Origin of the sequence: Bacteroides sp. MSK.20.82 (assembly GCF_019052485.1) — a bacterium.
Taxonomy (GTDB): domain Bacteria; phylum Bacteroidota; class Bacteroidia; order Bacteroidales; family Bacteroidaceae; genus Bacteroides; species Bacteroides thetaiotaomicron.
Window position 1 is genome coordinate 251,252 of record NZ_JAHQUN010000004.1, and the last position, 17,258, is coordinate 268,509.

Genomic DNA, 17,258 nt, shown 5'->3' on the forward strand with positions numbered 1-17,258 from the left:
TGAATTTTATAAGCCTGCTTTCTGTGAAGAAAACAGGCTTTTCTTTTTTATTTATTAACAGAATCAGACAAACTATCTGCTCGAAAAGATGTTTTCTTACTACAAAAAGAGAAATTGAAATACGCACTATACTCTTCCGGAAAGCAGCGACTTCAATCGTACAGTGTATCAGACAAGGTCAACATACCGGTACACTGGACTCTATATACAATCATCCCCGTCTTCCCAAACTATCAGAAGTGGAAAGACGGGGATTTATATTGGATGATTGACAGTACAGAAATATACTAAATGAAATAGTAAAAATCAGCTCAGTCCTTCAATTTCACCATCTACAATGTCGATATGCAACGCTTGCGGTTCTTTGGGCAATCCCGGCATACGAAGGATTTCTCCTGCAATCGCTACAATCATTTCGGCACCGTTATTAATCACTATATCCTTGATATGGAACTCGAAATTATTCACGGCGCCATAAATCTTCGGATCGGCAGAAAAAGAGTATTGTGTCTTGGCAATACAAACCGGATAATGAGTGATTCCCATTTTCTCAATCAGCTTGATGCGGTTGCGGGCGATGCTGCTGTACGTAATGACGCTGGCTCCATAAAGGTTGGTAGCCACTTTCTCAATCTTCTGCTGTATGCTGTCTTCTTCTTTATACGTATAACGCAAAGGTTCGGACGGATTATTTTCTATCGTATCAACTACGAGGCGGGCCATATCTACCGCTCCATCACCACCTTCGCTGAACGCATTATTGATGGCGTAACCTACCCCCAACTGTTCGCAGTGCTCGCGCAGCATTTCCATTTCCTCGTCCGTGTCGGTGGCAAACTTATTGAAAGCAACCACTACCGTCTGTCCGAAGGAGCGAAGATTACGAATATGTTTATCCAGATTGCGCAATCCTTCTTTCAGTCCTTCCATGTTCGGTTCCTTGATGCGGTCGAGACTGACACCACCGTGCATCTTCAGTCCTTGCGCCGTAGCGACAATCACAGTCAGTTTGGGCTGGAGTCCGCTTTTGCGGCATTTGATGTTATAGAACTTTTCAGCACCGAGGTCTGCGCCGAATCCGGCTTCCGTGATCACATAGTCACCGAATGACATTGCCAGTTTGGTGGCAAGAATAGAGTTACAGCCATGAGCGATATTGGCAAACGGTCCGCCGTGTACGAAAGCGGCGGTACCTTCGGTCGTCTGCACCAGATTCGGATGGATGGCGTCTTTCAGCAATACCGTGATAGCTCCCGCCACTCCGAGATCTTTCACCGTAAAAGGCTGGTCATCGTATGTAAAACCAAGCAGAATGTTTTCAATGCGGCGGCGCAAGTCTTCCACATCTTTGGAAAGGCAGAGAATGGCCATAATTTCCGAAGCCGGAGTAATATCGAAGCCTGACTCCTGCGTGATGCCGTTCGACTTGGGTCCGAGTCCGACTACGATGCTGCGCAACGAACGGTCGTTCACGTCGAGCACCCGACGCCAGAGAATTTCTTTCAATCCGAAACCTTTCGCCTGATTCTGATAAAGATAATTATCGAGCAAAGCAGAAATCATGTTATGCGCGGAAGTAATTGCATGAAAGTCTCCCGTAAAATGAAGGTTGATCTTCTCCATCGGAAGCACCTGTGCATATCCCCCACCCGCTGCTCCTCCCTTCATACCGAAGCAAGGACCGAGAGACGGCTCGCGCAAAGCGACAATCGCCTTCTTTCCGATTTTGTTCAGTCCCAGGGCGAGACCGATAGATACTGTAGTTTTGCCGATACCCGCCTTTGTCGCTGTGATGGCAGTTACCAGGACAAGGTTACTTTTCTTCACTTTCTCCTCGTCGATCAGTTGTTCGGGAATCTTCGCGATGTAGCGACCATAATTTTCGACTTCTTCACGAGGGATTCCGATGCTTTCGGCAACTTGCTTGATCTTTTTCAACTCGACACTGCGAGCTATTTCTATGTCTGATTTCATACAGAATATGATTAGTTTTATTTGAAGTGACAAAAGTATAACAAAAAAGCGAAACTGAGAAATTTAAGACGCTCTCTCGTTTGCCCGGAACTTCCGCACAATTAATTTATATTTTTAGAAACTATGACGATAACGTACTTAACCCACTAAACTCTTTTTGCACAAGAACTGTTGTTATGAACATAACCTAAACAAGAACAACATATATGGAATGGATTATTAATCAACTCAGGGATCATCCCGAACTTGCCATTTTCCTCACTTTATTCGCCGGCTTCTGGCTGGGCAGATTCAAAATAGGAAAATTTTCGTTGGGAACAGTAACCAGCGTGCTACTGGTCGGAGTACTGGTAGGACAATTAAACATTAGTGTAGACGGCCCGATGAAAGCTGTCTTTTTCCTCCTGTTTTTATTCGCTGTGGGCTATAAGGTAGGTCCGCAATTCTTTCGCGGATTGAAGAAAGACGGATTGCCGCAAGTAGGATTTGCCGTCCTGATGTGCATTGTCAGCCTCATCGCCCCATGGATACTTGCCAAAATCATGGGCTACCATGTAGGCGAGGCTGCCGGATTGCTGGCAGGCTCACAGACCATTTCCGCAGTAATCGGTGTGGCAAGCGACACGATCAATCAATTAAGCATCAGCGATGCGCAGAAAGCGACATTTATCAATGCCATCCCCGTAGCATACGCTGTGACTTATATTTTCGGTACGGCAGGTTCCGCATGGATTCTGGCTTCACTCGGTCCCAAAATGCTGGGCGGACTGGAGAAGGTGAAAGCGGACTGCAAAGAGCTGGAAGCCAAAATGGGAACTTCCGAAGCAGATGAACCCGGATTTTACACCGCCCTCCGCCCCGTCGTATTCCGTGCTTATAAAATAGATAACGAATGGTTCGGCAAAGGAAAAACGGTCAGCGAACTGGAGAACTATCTGGTGGAAAACGATAAACGGCTGTTTGTAGAACGCGTACGGCAAAAGGGCGTCATAGAAGAAGTCACCCCGGATATGCTTCTACAACCGGGCGATGAAGTCGTATTAAGCGGCCGCCGTGAATATGCAATCGGCGAAGAAGACTGGATCGGTCCGGAAGTGATCGACGCCCAACTGCTCGACTTTCCGGCAGAGACGCTTCCGGTAATGGTCACCCACCGCACATTCGCAGGCGAAAAGGTCTCCACGATCCGTGCGCTGAAATTCATGCACGGAGTCAGTATCCGCAGTATCAAGCGAGCAGGCATCAATGTTCCGGTACTTGCTCAGACAGTGATCGACTCCGGTGATATTCTCGAACTGACCGGAACAAAACTCGAAGTAGAAACTGCCGCCAAACAGATGGGCTATATCGATCGCCCCACCAACCAGACAGATATGATCTTCGTGGGACTGGGTATCCTGCTCGGTGGTCTGGTCGGCGCACTTGCCATTCACCTGGGAGGTATCCCGATCAGCCTGTCCACCAGTGGAGGTGCCTTGATCGCAGGACTCGTATTCGGCTGGCTGCGCAGCAAACATCCGACCTTTGGCGGTATCCCCGAACCTTCGTTGTGGGTATTGAATAATGTGGGATTGAATATGTTTATCGCTGTTGTCGGCATCGCTGCCGGACCTAGTTTCGTGACCGGTTTCAAGGAAGTAGGATTCAGCCTGTTTATCGTCGGTGCACTGGCAACCGCCATCCCTCTTCTCAGCGGACTGCTGATGGGAAGATATCTGTTCAAGTTCCACCCTGCCCTCACACTGGGATGTACAGCCGGAGCACGTACCACAACCGCCGCACTGGGAGCTATTCAGGACGCACTAGGAAGCGATACTCCCGCGTTAGGATACACCGTGACGTATGCAGTCGGTAATACACTACTGATTATCTGGGGAGTAGCCATCGTATTGCTCATGTAAATGTCAGTATAGTGAATGTATAGGAAATCAAAATTAAGTATCAAAATAATAAAAACCATTATGGAAAAGAAAACAACTGGCACAGCTATCACCAAGAACTTTGCCAAAAAGATGGAAACGATCAGTCCTTTCGAACTTAAAAACAAGCTCATCGAAATGGCTGACGAGAGTATCAAGAAAATGGCCCATACCATGCTGAACGCAGGACGAGGCAACCCGAACTGGATTGCGACCGAACCGCGTGAAGCATTCTTCCTGTTAGGAAAATTCGGACTTTGCGAATGTCGCCGTGTCCAATCCCTGGAAGAAGGAATTGCAGGCATCCCACAACAGGAAGGAATAGCCGCCCGCTTCGAGGCTTTCCTCAAAGAGAACGAGAAAGAAGCCGGAGCCAGGTTACTGAAAGAAACCTATAATTATATGCTGATGGAGCACGCAGCCGATCCGGACAGACTGGTTCATGAATGGGCGGAATCGGTCATCGGTGACCAGTATCCTGTCCCCGACCGTATCCTGCACTTCACCGAACTGATCGTACAGGATTATCTGGCACAGGAAATGTGCGACCGCCGTCCCCCTAAAGGCACATTCGACCTTTTCGCTACCGAAGGCGGAACGGCTGCCATGTGCTATGTATTCGATTCATTGCAGGAAAACTTCCTGTTGAATCAAGGGGATTCCATCGCCTTGATGATTCCTGTCTTCACGCCCTACATCGAGATTCCGGAATTACGCCGCTATCAGTTCGATGTTACCGAAATATCTGCCGATCAGATGACACCGGACGGGCTGCATACCTGGCAATATAAAGATGAAGATATCGATAAGCTGAAGAATCCGCAGATAAAAGCGTTGTTCATCACCAATCCGAGCAATCCGCCCAGTTATGCGCTGAGTCCGGAGACTGCCGCACGTATTGTCAACATCGTAAAGAATGACAATCCGAATCTGATGATCATTACGGACGATGTGTACGGAACATTCATACCTCACTTCCGTTCGTTGATGGCGGAGTTGCCGCATAATACACTCTGCGTCTATTCCTTCTCCAAGTATTTCGGAGCCACAGGATGGAGAAATGCAGTGATAGCCCTACACGAAGACAACATCTACGACAAAATGATTGCCCGCCTGTCGGAGGAGCAAACAGCAATCTTAAACAAGCGTTATGCAAGCCTCAGTTTACACCCCGAGAAGATGAAGTTTATTGACCGCATGGTAGCCGACAGCCGGCAGATTGCGCTGAACCATACCGCAGGACTCTCGCTGCCTCAGCAAATGCAGATGAGCCTGTTCGCCGCTTTCTCCCTTCTCGACAAGGAAGACCGGTACAAGGCAAAGATGCAGGAAATCATCCACCGTCGACTGCATGCACTCTGGGACAGCACCGGCTTCACGTTGATAGAAGACCCGCTGCGTGCCGGATATTATTCGGAAATCGATATGCTGGTATGGGCGAAGAAATTCTACGGTGACGAATTTGCAGACTATCTGCAAAAGACCTACAATCCGCTGGACGTTGTTTTCCGCCTTGCCAACGAGACTTCGCTCGTCCTGCTGAACGGCGGCGGATTTGCCGGACCGAAATGGAGTGTCCGTGTTTCGCTCGCCAATCTGAACGAAGCCGATTACGTAAAAATAGGACAAAGTATCAAGCGCGTACTGGATGAGTATGCAGAAAATAGGTAATACTTATTATTTAAAGCGGGAAGTATCCACCTCTTCCCGCTTTTTCTCCTTGTATCCTCCGAATTTGTAGTTGAAGGAAATACCGAAGGCACGGGTAGTCTTCATATAGTGATTCTTCACATTCTGTTGTCCGAAACGGACATTAGTCGAAATGGTGGAAGTATTAAATATGTCGTCGCATTTCAAGGTCAGTTGTGCTTTTCCCTTTGCGAAAGTATAGCGCAGGGCCGCATCCAGATTTCCCGAACGGGGAAGGTCGAAAATGCCTTGTATCGCTTTGTTCTGATAAAATCCGCTTAGGGTAAACTTCAAATCAGGTTTGGTGGAGAGAGTGAAGGTATTGTTCATGGTCAATACAAACGTATATAGTTTGCGGTCGAACGGGATATCCCAGAAATCACTGTCTTTCTGACGGTAACGGAAGCCGATTGCCGTGATGCGGGAGTCCAGCCATTTCTTCACTTTAAAGGGAACTACCATTACCAAGCCCGCCTGTTCCGAGAAGTCGAAGTTAAAGCATTTATAGATCTCGACCAGACGTTCCGGAGACTGGTAAAGCGTCTGCATTTCCTTGTTTTTCGTGCGGCTGTAATAGGCGGTCAGCACATATTTACCTTTTAATATATAGCTAATGTTAGCTTCGTAGTTGGTTGCCGGTTTGAGGAAGGGATTTCCCTGAATCTCGGAATAAGCGCCCATGTAGGAAGTGGAGTTCTGCATACTCCAGTATTCCGGATATTCCTTGTCGCTGCTCAATGAAAATTGCAGGATATGTCCCGGAGCAGGCAAATAAGTCAGGTTGGCAACCGGATACAGGCTCCATTCGTTCCACATATCCGTATGATATTGCTCGGCAGCCAGAGAGACATCCGCTGAAAGTTTCTCACCGAAGCTCTTGCTGAGTCCGGCATAAAAGTTCAGCGTCTGCTCGCGACGACGGGATTGCATGTTGTTGTCCGGCAGTAAAGTTTCCGTTTCGGGATCGAAATACATTTGATAACTATTGTCCAATGCGGTCGTATAAGCAATACCATAATTCAATCCCCAGTCTGCGCCCAAAGTATGTTCTTGTCCGGCATAGAAACGCCATTGGTTGATCCGTTGGTTATCTTTGCTCAGGAAGTTCAGTGTTTCTTCTCCCAGTGTGCTGTAAAGCAGCTGACTGCCGGGAGCATGATAATAGGTAAATTCCGCTCCGGCTTTCAGTCCGAAAGGAGTCTGATAGTCGAGTTTGGCATTATGAAGCTGTCCTTCCGAGTGCGAATCGGTGACCGAGTTCTGCGCACCGGTGACTGTGGCGTAAGGTTTGACATCGGTGAAAGCAGTGGTATAAACCAAGCTCAGCAAATGCTTGTCGGTAAAGGCATAGTCCATCCCAAGGCGTATCTGGTGATTGTTGTGGCGGGAAGTAGTGATATCATACATATTCATCGGATGCACCGAACCGTCGGCGAGCGTGTGAAGCGCTTCCTTGTCTGTCTCCCTCCGTTCGCGGCTGTAAGAGTAAGAGTAGAGAAGATCAGCAGAAAATTTGCGTCCGGAGTATAGAAGGCTCGCACGCTCTGCCAGAGATTCGTAGTGTAATTGGCTGTAGGCAGTATATAGTTCTCCCTGAAGAGAAGGTTCTTTTCCCATGCCCGAAGTCAGTATCAGATTGATCATCGGTCCGCGCACTTGATAACGTGCCGGAGCGGAATACATCACTTCCGCCTTTTCAATCCGACTGACGGGCATTGATTTCAGCAGGGTGCTTAATTGCTCTACAGAGAGGGTGGTCACTTTTCCGTTGATAACCACAGTGACCGGTTGCCCTCCCAACGTCAGGGCATCATTCATGGAGACAACTCCCGGCAGGTTCTTTACCGCATCATAGGCATTGTCTACCGGCAGGCTGCTGACCAGTCTCGGAACGTCGTATACCAGTTTCCCCTGTTCGGCTTTTACTACCGGACGTTCGCCGGTGATCATGACTTCGGGAAGTTCCCGATACAGGCTGTCTATATAGGCTACGTTTTTTACGCTGTCGGCAGGTTCCTGCGCTGTCTGTACCTGCTGTGCAGAAGCGTACATCCAATACATGAAAAGTAACAAAAGCAGTAAATAAGTTCGTTTCATATCGCATTTATTTTTGAGTATGCTGCAAAATACGGGAGAAAAAACGAAACTTTACGTTATCGCCGGCTTATCTAGTGTTATTTAGTCTTATCAAAGAGAAGAAAAATAACAGTTTCATACTATCTTTGTCCGTATGAAACTACCGTTGAAACATATCATTATCCTTGTCATCTGCTCGCTGACAGGCATCTTTGTTTACCAGACATATTGGCTGACAGGGCTTTACCGCACGATGAAGCAGGAAATGAACAATAATATCAAAGACGCCATGCGTACGAGCGACTTTAATGAAATCGTGCTTCGCGTCAACGAACTGCAAAAGGATAATGTGGAACATGGTTCGGTCACCGTTTCCGCCGGATATGGTGCAGACGGCAAGTCGCTGGTGACAAGCCAGACTGTCTCTTATACAGACAGTACCTACAAAGACACCCTGCATACACGCACGGAAACAGCAGTAGATACCCTGGCCGTCAATGACAATGATCCGGATGCCAGCGCCGTTGCCTCCAGCGAAAGCGGACTCGATGTATTATTAAAGAGACAGGACTCGATGAAAGAACTCATACTCAGCGTCCAACAGGGTATGCACTCCGGCGTGGACACCTACATCGACATCAACCTGCAAAAATATGACAGTCTACTGACCGATGTACTGAAAGCACACAACATAGATGTACCTCACCACACCTTATATATATACAGCGGAGCCACTCAGGATTCATCCCAGACATTCATAGATACACTGGGCATCGCAGGAGACAGCACCTATATCCCCAGCCCGAAAGCCATCCGCTACGATTACGAATTCAACAGGCATCACAGTCAACGCTACCAACTGATAATGGAACCCATCACCTCACTGGTATGGAAACAAATGACCGGCATCCTGGTCACTTCATTTGTCATCTTCCTCATCCTCGGATTTTCCTTCTGGTTCCTCATCCGCACACTGCTGAAACAAAAGACGCTGGAAGAAATGAAGAGCAACTTTACGAACAACATCACGCATGAGTTAAAGACCCCGATTGCCGTGGCGTATGCCGCCAACGATGCACTGCTGAATTTCAACCAGGCGGAAGAAAAGAGCAAACGTGACCAATATCTGCGCATCAGCCAAGAACAGCTACAGCGCTTGAGCGGACTCGTCGAACAGATTCTTTCCATGAGCATGGAAAGCCGCAAGACGTTCAGACTGCACCCCGAAGAGATTTGTCTGAAAGAACTGATTACTTCTTTAATAGAGCAGCACCAGCTAAAAGCGGATATCCCCGTACACATAACACTGGAAACAGAACCGGAAGCACTGACGATAGTAGCCGACCGCACTCATTTCAGCAATATCATCAGTAACCTGATAGACAATGCCGTGAAATATTCGAAACAAGAAGCAGAGATTATGATTCAGTGCCGCCAAACGGGGGAAACAGTGACTATCACCGTCTCCGATCATGGAATAGGTATTCCCCTGGATAAGCAGAAACATATATTCGACAAATTCTATCGTGTTCCGACCGGAAATCTTCATAACGTGAAAGGATACGGCTTAGGACTTTTCTATGTCAAAAGCATGGTCGAAAAACATGGAGGCACCATCACCGTCAAAAGTGAATCCGGCAAAGGAAGTACATTTACCATTACTATCTAAAACATCAAAACCATGAGCAAAAACGACATTACAGTATTGTTGGTGGAAGACGAACTGACACTCGCCATGATTATCAAAGATACGCTCGAGGAAAACGGTTTTACCATCCATACCGCCTCCGACGGCGAAGAAGGATTGCATCTTTTCTTTGAACTTCGGCCGGACGTGCTGGTGGCCGATGTGATGATGCCCAAAATGGACGGCTTCGAAATGGTACGCCGCATCCGGCAGACGGACAAGCAGACACCTGTACTGTTTCTGACTGCCCGTTCGGCCATCAACGATGTAGTAGAAGGATTCGAACTCGGAGCAAACGATTATCTGAAAAAGCCTTTCGGCATGCAGGAACTGATCATACGTATCAAGGCGCTGATGGGAAAAGCGTTCAGCTTCACGGAGACAAAGGTATCCAGCCGTTTTGAGATAGGAAGTTATCTGTTCGATCCGGTCGCGCAGACATTGCTGCATGCCGGAGTGAGACAGGAACTCTCCCACCGCGAGTCGGAAATACTGAAACGGCTTTGTGAGAACCGGAATCAGGTGGTCAATACGCAGGACGTTCTGCTGGAACTTTGGGGAGATGACAGTTTCTTCAATTCCCGGAGTCTGCATGTGTTCATCACGAAACTGCGGCATAAGTTGTCGCAGGATGAGCAAATACGTATCGTCAATGTGCGGGGAATCGGCTATAAACTCATTGCAAACTAAGCTCTAAAATAGTGTCACTATCCTACTGGTATAGTGTCACTATCCCCACAGGATACTTACACTATCTTAGTGGGATAGTGACACCATCCCGACGAGACAGTGGCACACTCCTTTTTAAAGGATTTTTCTCTAAGAAAACATAACGGAAGCAGGCAGTCAGACTAAAAATCTCTATCTTTGTCATCAATCAACCTTTACGAAGATGAGAAAACTGATTCTATTTCTTTCGCTGATATTATCGGTCGGTTTTGCATCCGCACAGTCGGAAGTTCCTTCCGATAGTATTCGTCGTGCTCCGTCGAGCAATATAAAGGAATTCGGTGGCTTCCTGCTCGATATGGGATTAATGAATGTGGCCCCTCCCAAACTTCCGAAATTCAGTCTCGATGTACCGGATGTAAGTAAAGACTATAATCAGATATTCCGTCTGAATACAGACGCGACCTATACGCAGGGATTCACCGACGCATTTTCTTCCCCTTTCTCCGGTTTCGGATATGGGTATGGCTGGGGATTGTCGTCTTCACCGCAGTTCATGCAGATGGGTACCTTCAAACTGAAAAACGGATGGAAAATCAATACATACGGAGACTATGACAAAGACGGATGGAAAGTGCCCAACCGTAGTGCCATGCCTTGGGAGAAGAATAATTTCCGGGGAGCATTCGAACTGAAGTCCTCCAATGGTAATTTCGGTATCCGGATAGAGGTTCAGCAGGGGCGGAACGGTCTTTATTAACTACGCTACTCATTATGATCGACTTGTTTCGGCTATTAGCATATTCTGATTAGCTATTAGCATAATCCGATTAGCTAATAGCTAATCAGAATATGCTAATAGGATATTTCAATCATCAATAACAAGATGGTTATTTACTCAACTAACGTTTATTCTGCTTCAAAAGCTCTGTCTGCCGCAGCCATCGCGTCGGCTACACGGTCGCACCATGAATCGAACTCCGGATCAGGAGTCTGTGTTTCGGGGTGCAAAAGCATGTATTGTACTGACTGCTTTAAACCGTCCGCCATCGAAGTTGTACAGATAAAGTCCGGCACAAGGCGTTTTATTTTCGAATTATCAAAGACTACCGTTGCGGCTTTGTCCCCCAACAGTTCGCCCCGAAAGTCATAGTTCCCGCCATGTCTCGCAAGAAAATCGGAAGCCACATGGAGTGCGTTCAAAGGTCTCCCCAGCGCATCGGCAATGGTTTGATAAATCTGATTCCAAGTCATACTCTCATCTGTGGTGATATGGAAGGCATTCCCGATGGCATGAGGGTTCGCCATCAGTCCTACGTATCCTTTGGCAAAATCTTTGGAATGTGTCAGTGTCCACAAGGAACTTCCGTCACCGGGGATAATAACCGGTTTCCCGTCAAGGATACGTTTAAGTATCTGCCAGTTCCCCTTATTTCCATGCAGGCTTACAGGAGGTTTCGTTCCATTATACGTATGGCTGGGACGGACAATCGTAATCGGGAAACCGGTGGTACGGTATGCTGTCATCAACACTTCTTCGGCGGCAATCTTATGCCGTGAATATTGCCAGTAAGGATTCACTAAAGGGGTACTTTCCGTAATACGGTAATCAGCCAACGGTTTTTGGTAGGCGGATGCACTGCTGATAAAAATATATTGTTTCGTCTTATTACGGAACAGACGGATATCACGTTCTACATCTTCTGCCGTGTAAGCGATGAACTGAGCTACGACATCATAACTTTCATCTGCAATAGCTTTCGCCACAGCTTCCTCATCGTGAATGTCGGCAATGATACTGCCCACACCTTCCGGCAGTTTTTTTGAGCCCCGGTTAAGCAGTGTTATCTCCCACCCTCTCTGTTGAGCCAATTCTACTACATCGGTACTGATCGTACCGGTTCCTCCAATGAATAATGCTTTCATAAAACAAGTCTTTTTAAATTCGCAGGAACAAATATATTAATTCTACTATTCACATCCCGTGATTATCCCGTTTTTTTGTTTCCGACACGCTGATATTTAGCTGGAAAAAGTGAGTTTGCATCCCACTGCCCGCCGGCATTGTATACAAATTACTGAATCTTATACCCAAATTACTGTTTTGCAAATCCGGAATGAGAAAGATACATTTAAAAGCTTTATCTTTGTGACAGATCAAAACTGTAAGCCGTATGGAAGAAATAACAAAAATTGAAAGCATTGACCAGTATGACCAACTGTTCGGACTAGAGACCTTGCACCCGCTGGTAAACGTGATCGACTTTTCGAAAGCGACAAAGACGGTAGACTACTATCGTATGAATATCGGATTCTACTCTCTGTTTCTGAAAGACGCAAAATGTGGCGATCTCAGATATGGACGGAAGTATTATGACTATCAGGAAGGAACCGTTGTCTGCATGGCTCCGGGACAGGTTATCGGGATAGATAACCGCAAGCAGACACCAATTCGTACAAAATCTATCGGCCTTTTATTTCATCCCGATTTAATCCGGGGAACTTCTTTAGGGCAGAACATCAAACACTATAATTTCTTCTCTTACGAAGTGAATGAAGCACTGCATCTCTCCGAACAGGAAAGGGAAATCGTGACCGACTGTATCCACAAAATACAAATCGAACTGGAACATGCCATCGACAAACACAGCAAGCAGCTCATTGTCCGCAATATAGAACTATTGCTCGACTATTGCATGCGCTTCTACGAACGGCAATTCATCACCCGTAATCAGGCTAATAAAGATATCATCGTGAAGTTCGAACAGTTATTGGACGAGTATTTTCAGAATCAGACTGCACTTACCGAAGGACTTCCTTCTGTAAAATACTTTGCGGACAAGGTCTGCCTTTCTTCCAATTACTTCGGAGACCTGATCAAGAAAGAAACAGGAAAAACGGCACAGGAATATATCCAGCACCGGATCATAGAACTTGCCAAGGAACGGATATTAGAAGGCAGCCAGACGGTCAGCCAGATTGCGTATGAACTGGGGTTCCAGTATCCGCAGCATTTCAGCCGGTTGTTCAAAAAGAATGTCGGATGTACGCCAAACGAATATAAGCAACAGAACTAAAAACAGCTCCACTAATCAGGATATTAGTTACGTCATGGGAGATAAAGTACTTAAGATAGGAAGTGTGCATCAATGTAATTGCTGCATGGGGAGTAAGACGCTGCACCCTCTGGTCAGTGTCATCGACCTTTCAAAAGCCGATTTATCCTCCCATACGGATTTCAAATTCGGATTTTACACGATTCTGTTGAGCGAATGCAAATGTGAAGCCTACAGATACGGACATCAGTACTACGACTTCTCGGACGGGACACTTCTCTGTCTGACTCCCGGCGAGTCAATCAGTATGAAGGATAGTGACAACACACGTCCTTCCAAAGGATGGATACTGGCGTTTCATCCCGACTTGATCTGCGGCACTGTGCTTGGAGCGAACATTCGTGACTATACTTTCTTCTCTTATCGTCCCGAAGAAGCACTGCATGTTTCATTACGTGAAAAGCAGGTCATACTGGAACTTCTGGATAAAATAAATGAAGAATTGCAACGCTGTATCGACTGCTATAGTCAGAAGATCATTTCCAAATACATCGAACTACTGCTTGATTATTGCGAACGCTTCTACGAACGCCAGTTCATCACACGCAATGAGGCTAACAAAAAGATTATCGAACGGTTTGACCGTCTTTTGGATGATCATTTCAATACTATACAAAGTCAGTCCTCCGATCTTCCCACTATTGAGGAGTGCGTCAGAGTACTTCGTCTTTCTCCCGCATATTTCAATGATTTGCTGGAATATGAAACGGGGAAATCGTACAAAGAATATCTTCAGTTCAAGCGTTTCGAGATAGCTAAAGAGTGGTTGATAAATACAGATAAAACACTCAGCCAGATAGCGCAGGAACTCGGTTTCCGGAATCCGCAATATTTCAGCCGCCTGTTTAAGAAGATCACCGGTTGTTTGCCGAATGATTTCAAGATGCCTAACTGACTTTTCTCTTAATAAAAATAGAATTAAGAATTCAAATTCTTAATCAATGTTATAAAACATACTATTTTTCTTGGATAATTTGCAAAGTTCACAGAAGTCCGTATCTTTGCAATGTGTTTTTCATAGTATTAGATTTAAGGTTAACAAAGGTTGGAGCAAGGCGTTGCTCCTTTTTTTATGTCCATACGTGAGCTATTGGACTTTCGTATATAGTAGAATTACATTATTTTTCAGTAGATTTGCAGTAACACTTGAAAAGGATACATTCAGATTATATTCTGAATATATAAATCAAAAAGTGCTCTTTTTACGTTATATATCAAGAAGTAACTTTAATCCTGACAAAACAATGAAGACAGAGCGGAAATATCACCATTTGATTAAATCAGTTATCATCGTACTATTCCTTTCTTTTGGCATGACTTCGTGCGAAAAGGAAGAGCCAGTTCCGGTACCTACAGAACAAACGGTATTCATGTATCTCCCCTGGTCTGATAATCTCACATCCAATTTCTATCAGAACATCAGCGACCTTGAAAGTGTAGTTGAAAAGAATATCTTGAAGGATGAACGGATAATCATTTTCATGTGTACCACAGCAACGAAAGCCACTCTTTTTGAACTCGCTTATGAGAATGGCAAGAGTGTGCATAAAACTCTAAAGAACTATACAGATCCTGCATATACCACAGCAGAAGGTATCACATCCATCCTAAATGATGTGCAACGCTACTCTCCCACCAAACGCTATTCGATGGTTATCGGCTGTCATGGCATGGGATGGATACCCGTATCAAATTCTAAATCACGTAGCGGTCTTCGTACCAAAATGCACTGGGAATACGAAAATGTACCAATGACACGCTACTTCGGAGGATTAAATGCCCAATATCAGACTGATATAACCACACTTGCCAAAGGAATATCCAATGCCGGACTTAAAATGGAATATATACTCTTTGACGACTGCTATATGTCAAGCATTGAAGTAGCCTACGCTCTCAAAGATGTGACTGATTATCTGATAGGATCTACAAGTGAAGTGATGGCGTATGGTATGCCATACGCCGAGATAGGTCAGTATCTAATTGGGAAAGTAGATTATGCCGGTATCTGTGACGGTTTTTACTCTTTTTATTCCACTTATAGCACACCCTGCGGAACAATCGCTGTCACTGATTGCTCAGAACTTGATAACCTGGCAACTATTATGAAAGAAATTAATCATCGATATACTTTTGATCCTTCACTAACCAGTTCTTTACAGAGACTGGACGGATATTATCCGGTTATCTTCTTTGACTATGGTGACTATGTTTCAAAATTATGCCCTGATGAAACTCTAGTGGCACGATTCAACGAACAGCTCAATCGTACGGTGCCATTCAAAAGAAATACAGAATATTTCTATTCGATGAGCAGAGGAGAAGTGAAAATCAATACCTTCTCCGGTATTACAATCTCCGATCCAAGTACGCACTCGCTGGCCTCAAAAAAAGAAGAAACAGCATGGTATGCAGCTACTCATTAAGAACAAAAGATAAGATCAGGAAATCTCTTAATAAAAATAGAATTGAGAATTCAAATTCTTAATCAATGTTATAAAACATACTATTATTCTTGGATAATTTGCAAAGTTCGCAGAAGTCCGTATCTTTGCAATGTGTTTTTCATAGTATTAGATTTAAGGTTAACAAAGGTTGGAGCAAGGCGTTGCTCCTTTTTTTATGTCCATACCTCATCTCGTCAGCTAATTTTATCCTTTGATCACCGCCATAGGCGCCAATTCCACCAAAGGTTTCACTAAATCCCGCTCATTAGCAATTACCTGCGCAATATCTTTGTAAGCTCCCGGTACTTCATCCAATCCATCCGGCATGCGCATCGGACCTGATAATGATATGCTTAAATTCGCAAAAGAGCAAAAGAAAAAGGGAACTACGAAATCTATTTGCGTAACTAAAATTATTTTCTACTTTTGTGAAAATAAATATAGAAAAGCCATTTCTGAACCGAAACTCACTCATGTGACTGAGAAAAACTCATATGACTGAAACGAACGACTATAAAACAGCCCATGAAGAATATAATAATTATCGGTGCCAATGGATTCACCGGACGCCAAATACTGAATGACCTGTCGAGCAAGGCACAATATAAGGTAACAGGATGTTCCCTGCATCCGGATATCCTTCCGAAGAATGGAGGCAACTATCATTTCATCACCACAGATATACGGGATGAAGCAGTCGTAAAGCAACTTTTTAAAGACGTACAACCCGATGTAGTCATCAACTGTTCCGCCTTATCCGTCCCCGATTATTGCGAAACGCATCACGAAGAAGCCTGGCTAATAAATGTTACGGCAGTAGAACAATTGGCACATCTTTGCGAAAGTTACAAAAGCCGGTTCATTCATTTATCTACAGACTTCGTCTTTGACGGAAAGATAGACGAGAAGTCCGGACAGCTTTATACAGAAAAAAGTCTCCCTGCTCCCGTCAACTATTACGGTTTCACCAAATGGAAAGGAGAAGAGAAAGTGACTGAAATCTGTAGTAACTATGCTATTGCCCGCGTAGAGATTGTCTACGGAAAAGCATTGCCGGGACAACATGGAAACATCGTGCAACTGGTGATGAATCGTTTGAATGCAGGACAAGAAATCCGTGTCGTATCAGATCAATGGCGCACGCCCACCTATGTAGGTGACGTATCAGCCGGAGTACAACACCTGGTAGAAAATGCCGCAAACGGAATTTTTCATATCTGTGGCGAGGAATGCCTGACCATCGCAGAAATTGCTTTTCAGGTAGCAGACTACATGAAGCTGGACCGTTCGCTCGTTCACCCTGCCACAACAGAAGAAATGCAAGAAGCTACTCCCCGTCCCCGTTTCAGTGGGATGAGTATAGCAAAAGCCCGGACTATACTTGGTTACCAGCCACGAAAGCTGAAAGACATCCTCATGGAGTGGAAACATTAACCGACAAATCCTATTAATCAGATTGTTTGCACAAATAAAAGTATGTGCTCTACACAACATAGAAATTTGACTCAGGCATCGAACTGGCAACTAAATAAAAATGATATAAACACATAATATATAAAGGTTAAGGTCTACATAACCAAGTTTTTACTACATTCTATTCCTAGTTTCAGCTACCTTTCCCATTCTAATTATTGCATATTTATTTTGAAAATATGCAATAAGTTCTTATCTTTGCACCCGA

The 17,258-nt window shown here is 45.2% G+C and carries 12 protein-coding genes and 1 pseudogene; 9 read left to right on the top strand and 4 right to left on the bottom strand.

What is annotated here, in order from left to right; genetic code table 11:
- Nucleotides 1–306: 306 nt before the first annotated feature.
- Entirely contained in the window at nucleotides 307–1,974 is a 1,668-nt protein-coding gene (locus tag KTR07_RS06880; RefSeq protein ID WP_008761411.1) for a formate--tetrahydrofolate ligase, read from the bottom strand.
- 206 nt (nucleotides 1,975–2,180) lie between these two features.
- On the opposite strand from KTR07_RS06880, the gene aspT reads away from it, so the two are divergent.
- Both aspT and aspD read left to right on the top strand, forming a co-directional pair.
- A complete protein-coding gene (aspT, locus tag KTR07_RS06885) occupies nucleotides 2,181–3,875 on the top strand; it encodes an aspartate-alanine antiporter (protein WP_011107422.1) in 1,695 nt (564 codons plus the stop codon).
- A gap of 60 nt (nucleotides 3,876–3,935) precedes the next feature.
- Nucleotides 3,936–5,564 (top strand): aspartate 4-decarboxylase, encoded by a 1,629-nt coding sequence (aspD, locus tag KTR07_RS06890; protein ID WP_008765606.1) that lies wholly within the window; start codon nucleotides 3,936–3,938, stop codon nucleotides 5,562–5,564.
- Nucleotides 5,565–5,570: 6 nt separating this feature from the next.
- Here aspD and KTR07_RS06895 read toward each other — a convergent pair whose 3' ends face one another.
- Nucleotides 5,571–7,679, bottom strand: coding sequence for an outer membrane beta-barrel family protein (locus KTR07_RS06895; RefSeq protein ID WP_113748481.1), 2,109 nt, complete (start codon nucleotides 7,677–7,679; stop codon nucleotides 5,571–5,573).
- Between the two features lie 133 nt (nucleotides 7,680–7,812).
- Here KTR07_RS06895 and KTR07_RS06900 point away from each other — a divergent pair, with 133 nt between their 5' ends.
- The 3 genes from KTR07_RS06900 to KTR07_RS06910 all read left to right on the top strand — a co-directional run bounded on the left by KTR07_RS06900 (nucleotide 7,813) and on the right by KTR07_RS06910 (nucleotide 10,774).
- Entirely contained in the window at nucleotides 7,813–9,327 is a 1,515-nt protein-coding gene (locus KTR07_RS06900) for a sensor histidine kinase KdpD (protein ID WP_048695512.1), read from the top strand.
- 12 nt (nucleotides 9,328–9,339) lie between these two features.
- Nucleotides 9,340–10,035 carry a response regulator transcription factor gene (locus KTR07_RS06905; RefSeq protein WP_016267442.1) on the top strand — a complete coding sequence of 232 codons (696 nt, stop codon included), beginning with the start codon at nucleotides 9,340–9,342 and terminating at the stop codon, nucleotides 10,033–10,035.
- Between the two features lie 202 nt (nucleotides 10,036–10,237).
- Nucleotides 10,238–10,774 carry a hypothetical protein gene (locus KTR07_RS06910; RefSeq protein ID WP_008761403.1) on the top strand — a complete coding sequence of 179 codons (537 nt, stop codon included), beginning with the start codon at nucleotides 10,238–10,240 and terminating at the stop codon, nucleotides 10,772–10,774.
- A gap of 149 nt (nucleotides 10,775–10,923) precedes the next feature.
- Here KTR07_RS06910 and KTR07_RS06915 read toward each other — a convergent pair whose 3' ends face one another.
- Nucleotides 10,924–11,940 carry an SDR family oxidoreductase gene (locus KTR07_RS06915; protein WP_113748480.1) on the bottom strand — a complete coding sequence of 339 codons (1,017 nt, stop codon included), beginning with the start codon at nucleotides 11,938–11,940 and terminating at the stop codon, nucleotides 10,924–10,926.
- A 248-nt stretch (nucleotides 11,941–12,188) separates the two neighbouring features.
- Here KTR07_RS06915 and KTR07_RS06920 point away from each other — a divergent pair, with 248 nt between their 5' ends.
- The 3 genes from KTR07_RS06920 (at nucleotide 12,189) to KTR07_RS06930 (ending at nucleotide 15,556) form a co-directional block, all read left to right on the top strand.
- Nucleotides 12,189–13,091: an AraC family transcriptional regulator gene (locus KTR07_RS06920; protein ID WP_048695516.1), complete on the top strand. Its 903-nt coding sequence runs from the start codon at nucleotides 12,189–12,191 to the stop codon at nucleotides 13,089–13,091.
- Nucleotides 13,092–13,125: 34 nt separating this feature from the next.
- The gene (locus KTR07_RS06925) at nucleotides 13,126–14,025 is read left to right on the top strand and encodes an AraC family transcriptional regulator (RefSeq protein ID WP_008761400.1); all 900 of its coding nucleotides are present in this window, start codon (nucleotides 13,126–13,128) and stop codon (nucleotides 14,023–14,025) included.
- 349 nt (nucleotides 14,026–14,374) lie between these two features.
- Nucleotides 14,375–15,556, top strand: a complete 1,182-nt coding sequence (locus tag KTR07_RS06930; protein ID WP_011107416.1) for a clostripain-related cysteine peptidase — start codon at nucleotides 14,375–14,377, stop codon at nucleotides 15,554–15,556.
- Between the two features lie 225 nt (nucleotides 15,557–15,781).
- Here the strand turns inward: KTR07_RS06930 and KTR07_RS06935 are convergent.
- Nucleotides 15,782–15,898 (bottom strand): annotated as a pseudogene (locus KTR07_RS06935) (RtcB family protein); the annotation flags it as partial.
- A gap of 204 nt (nucleotides 15,899–16,102) precedes the next feature.
- Between KTR07_RS06935 and KTR07_RS06940 the strand changes: the two are divergent.
- A complete protein-coding gene (locus KTR07_RS06940; protein ID WP_217315295.1) occupies nucleotides 16,103–17,011 on the top strand; it encodes an NAD(P)-dependent oxidoreductase in 909 nt (302 codons plus the stop codon).
- Nucleotides 17,012–17,258: the final 247 nt, after the last annotated feature.

What these genes read in the sequence shown, in the direction of transcription:
- KTR07_RS06880 (WP_008761411.1), bottom strand. Translation starts at nt 1,974, where the DNA reads ATGAAATCAGACATAGAAATAGCTCGCAGTGTCGAGTTGAAAAAGATC.
- aspT (WP_011107422.1), top strand. Translation starts at nt 2,181, where the DNA reads ATGGAATGGATTATTAATCAACTCAGGGATCATCCCGAACTTGCCATT.
- aspD (WP_008765606.1), top strand. Translation starts at nt 3,936, where the DNA reads ATGGAAAAGAAAACAACTGGCACAGCTATCACCAAGAACTTTGCCAAA.
- KTR07_RS06895 (WP_113748481.1), bottom strand. Translation starts at nt 7,679, where the DNA reads ATGAAACGAACTTATTTACTGCTTTTGTTACTTTTCATGTATTGGATG.
- KTR07_RS06900 (WP_048695512.1), top strand. Translation starts at nt 7,813, where the DNA reads ATGAAACTACCGTTGAAACATATCATTATCCTTGTCATCTGCTCGCTG.
- KTR07_RS06905 (WP_016267442.1), top strand. Translation starts at nt 9,340, where the DNA reads ATGAGCAAAAACGACATTACAGTATTGTTGGTGGAAGACGAACTGACA.
- KTR07_RS06910 (WP_008761403.1), top strand. Translation starts at nt 10,238, where the DNA reads ATGAGAAAACTGATTCTATTTCTTTCGCTGATATTATCGGTCGGTTTT.
- KTR07_RS06915 (WP_113748480.1), bottom strand. Translation starts at nt 11,940, where the DNA reads ATGAAAGCATTATTCATTGGAGGAACCGGTACGATCAGTACCGATGTA.
- KTR07_RS06920 (WP_048695516.1), top strand. Translation starts at nt 12,189, where the DNA reads ATGGAAGAAATAACAAAAATTGAAAGCATTGACCAGTATGACCAACTG.
- KTR07_RS06925 (WP_008761400.1), top strand. Translation starts at nt 13,126, where the DNA reads ATGGGAGATAAAGTACTTAAGATAGGAAGTGTGCATCAATGTAATTGC.
- KTR07_RS06930 (WP_011107416.1), top strand. Translation starts at nt 14,375, where the DNA reads ATGAAGACAGAGCGGAAATATCACCATTTGATTAAATCAGTTATCATC.
- KTR07_RS06940 (WP_217315295.1), top strand. Translation starts at nt 16,103, where the DNA reads ATGAAGAATATAATAATTATCGGTGCCAATGGATTCACCGGACGCCAA.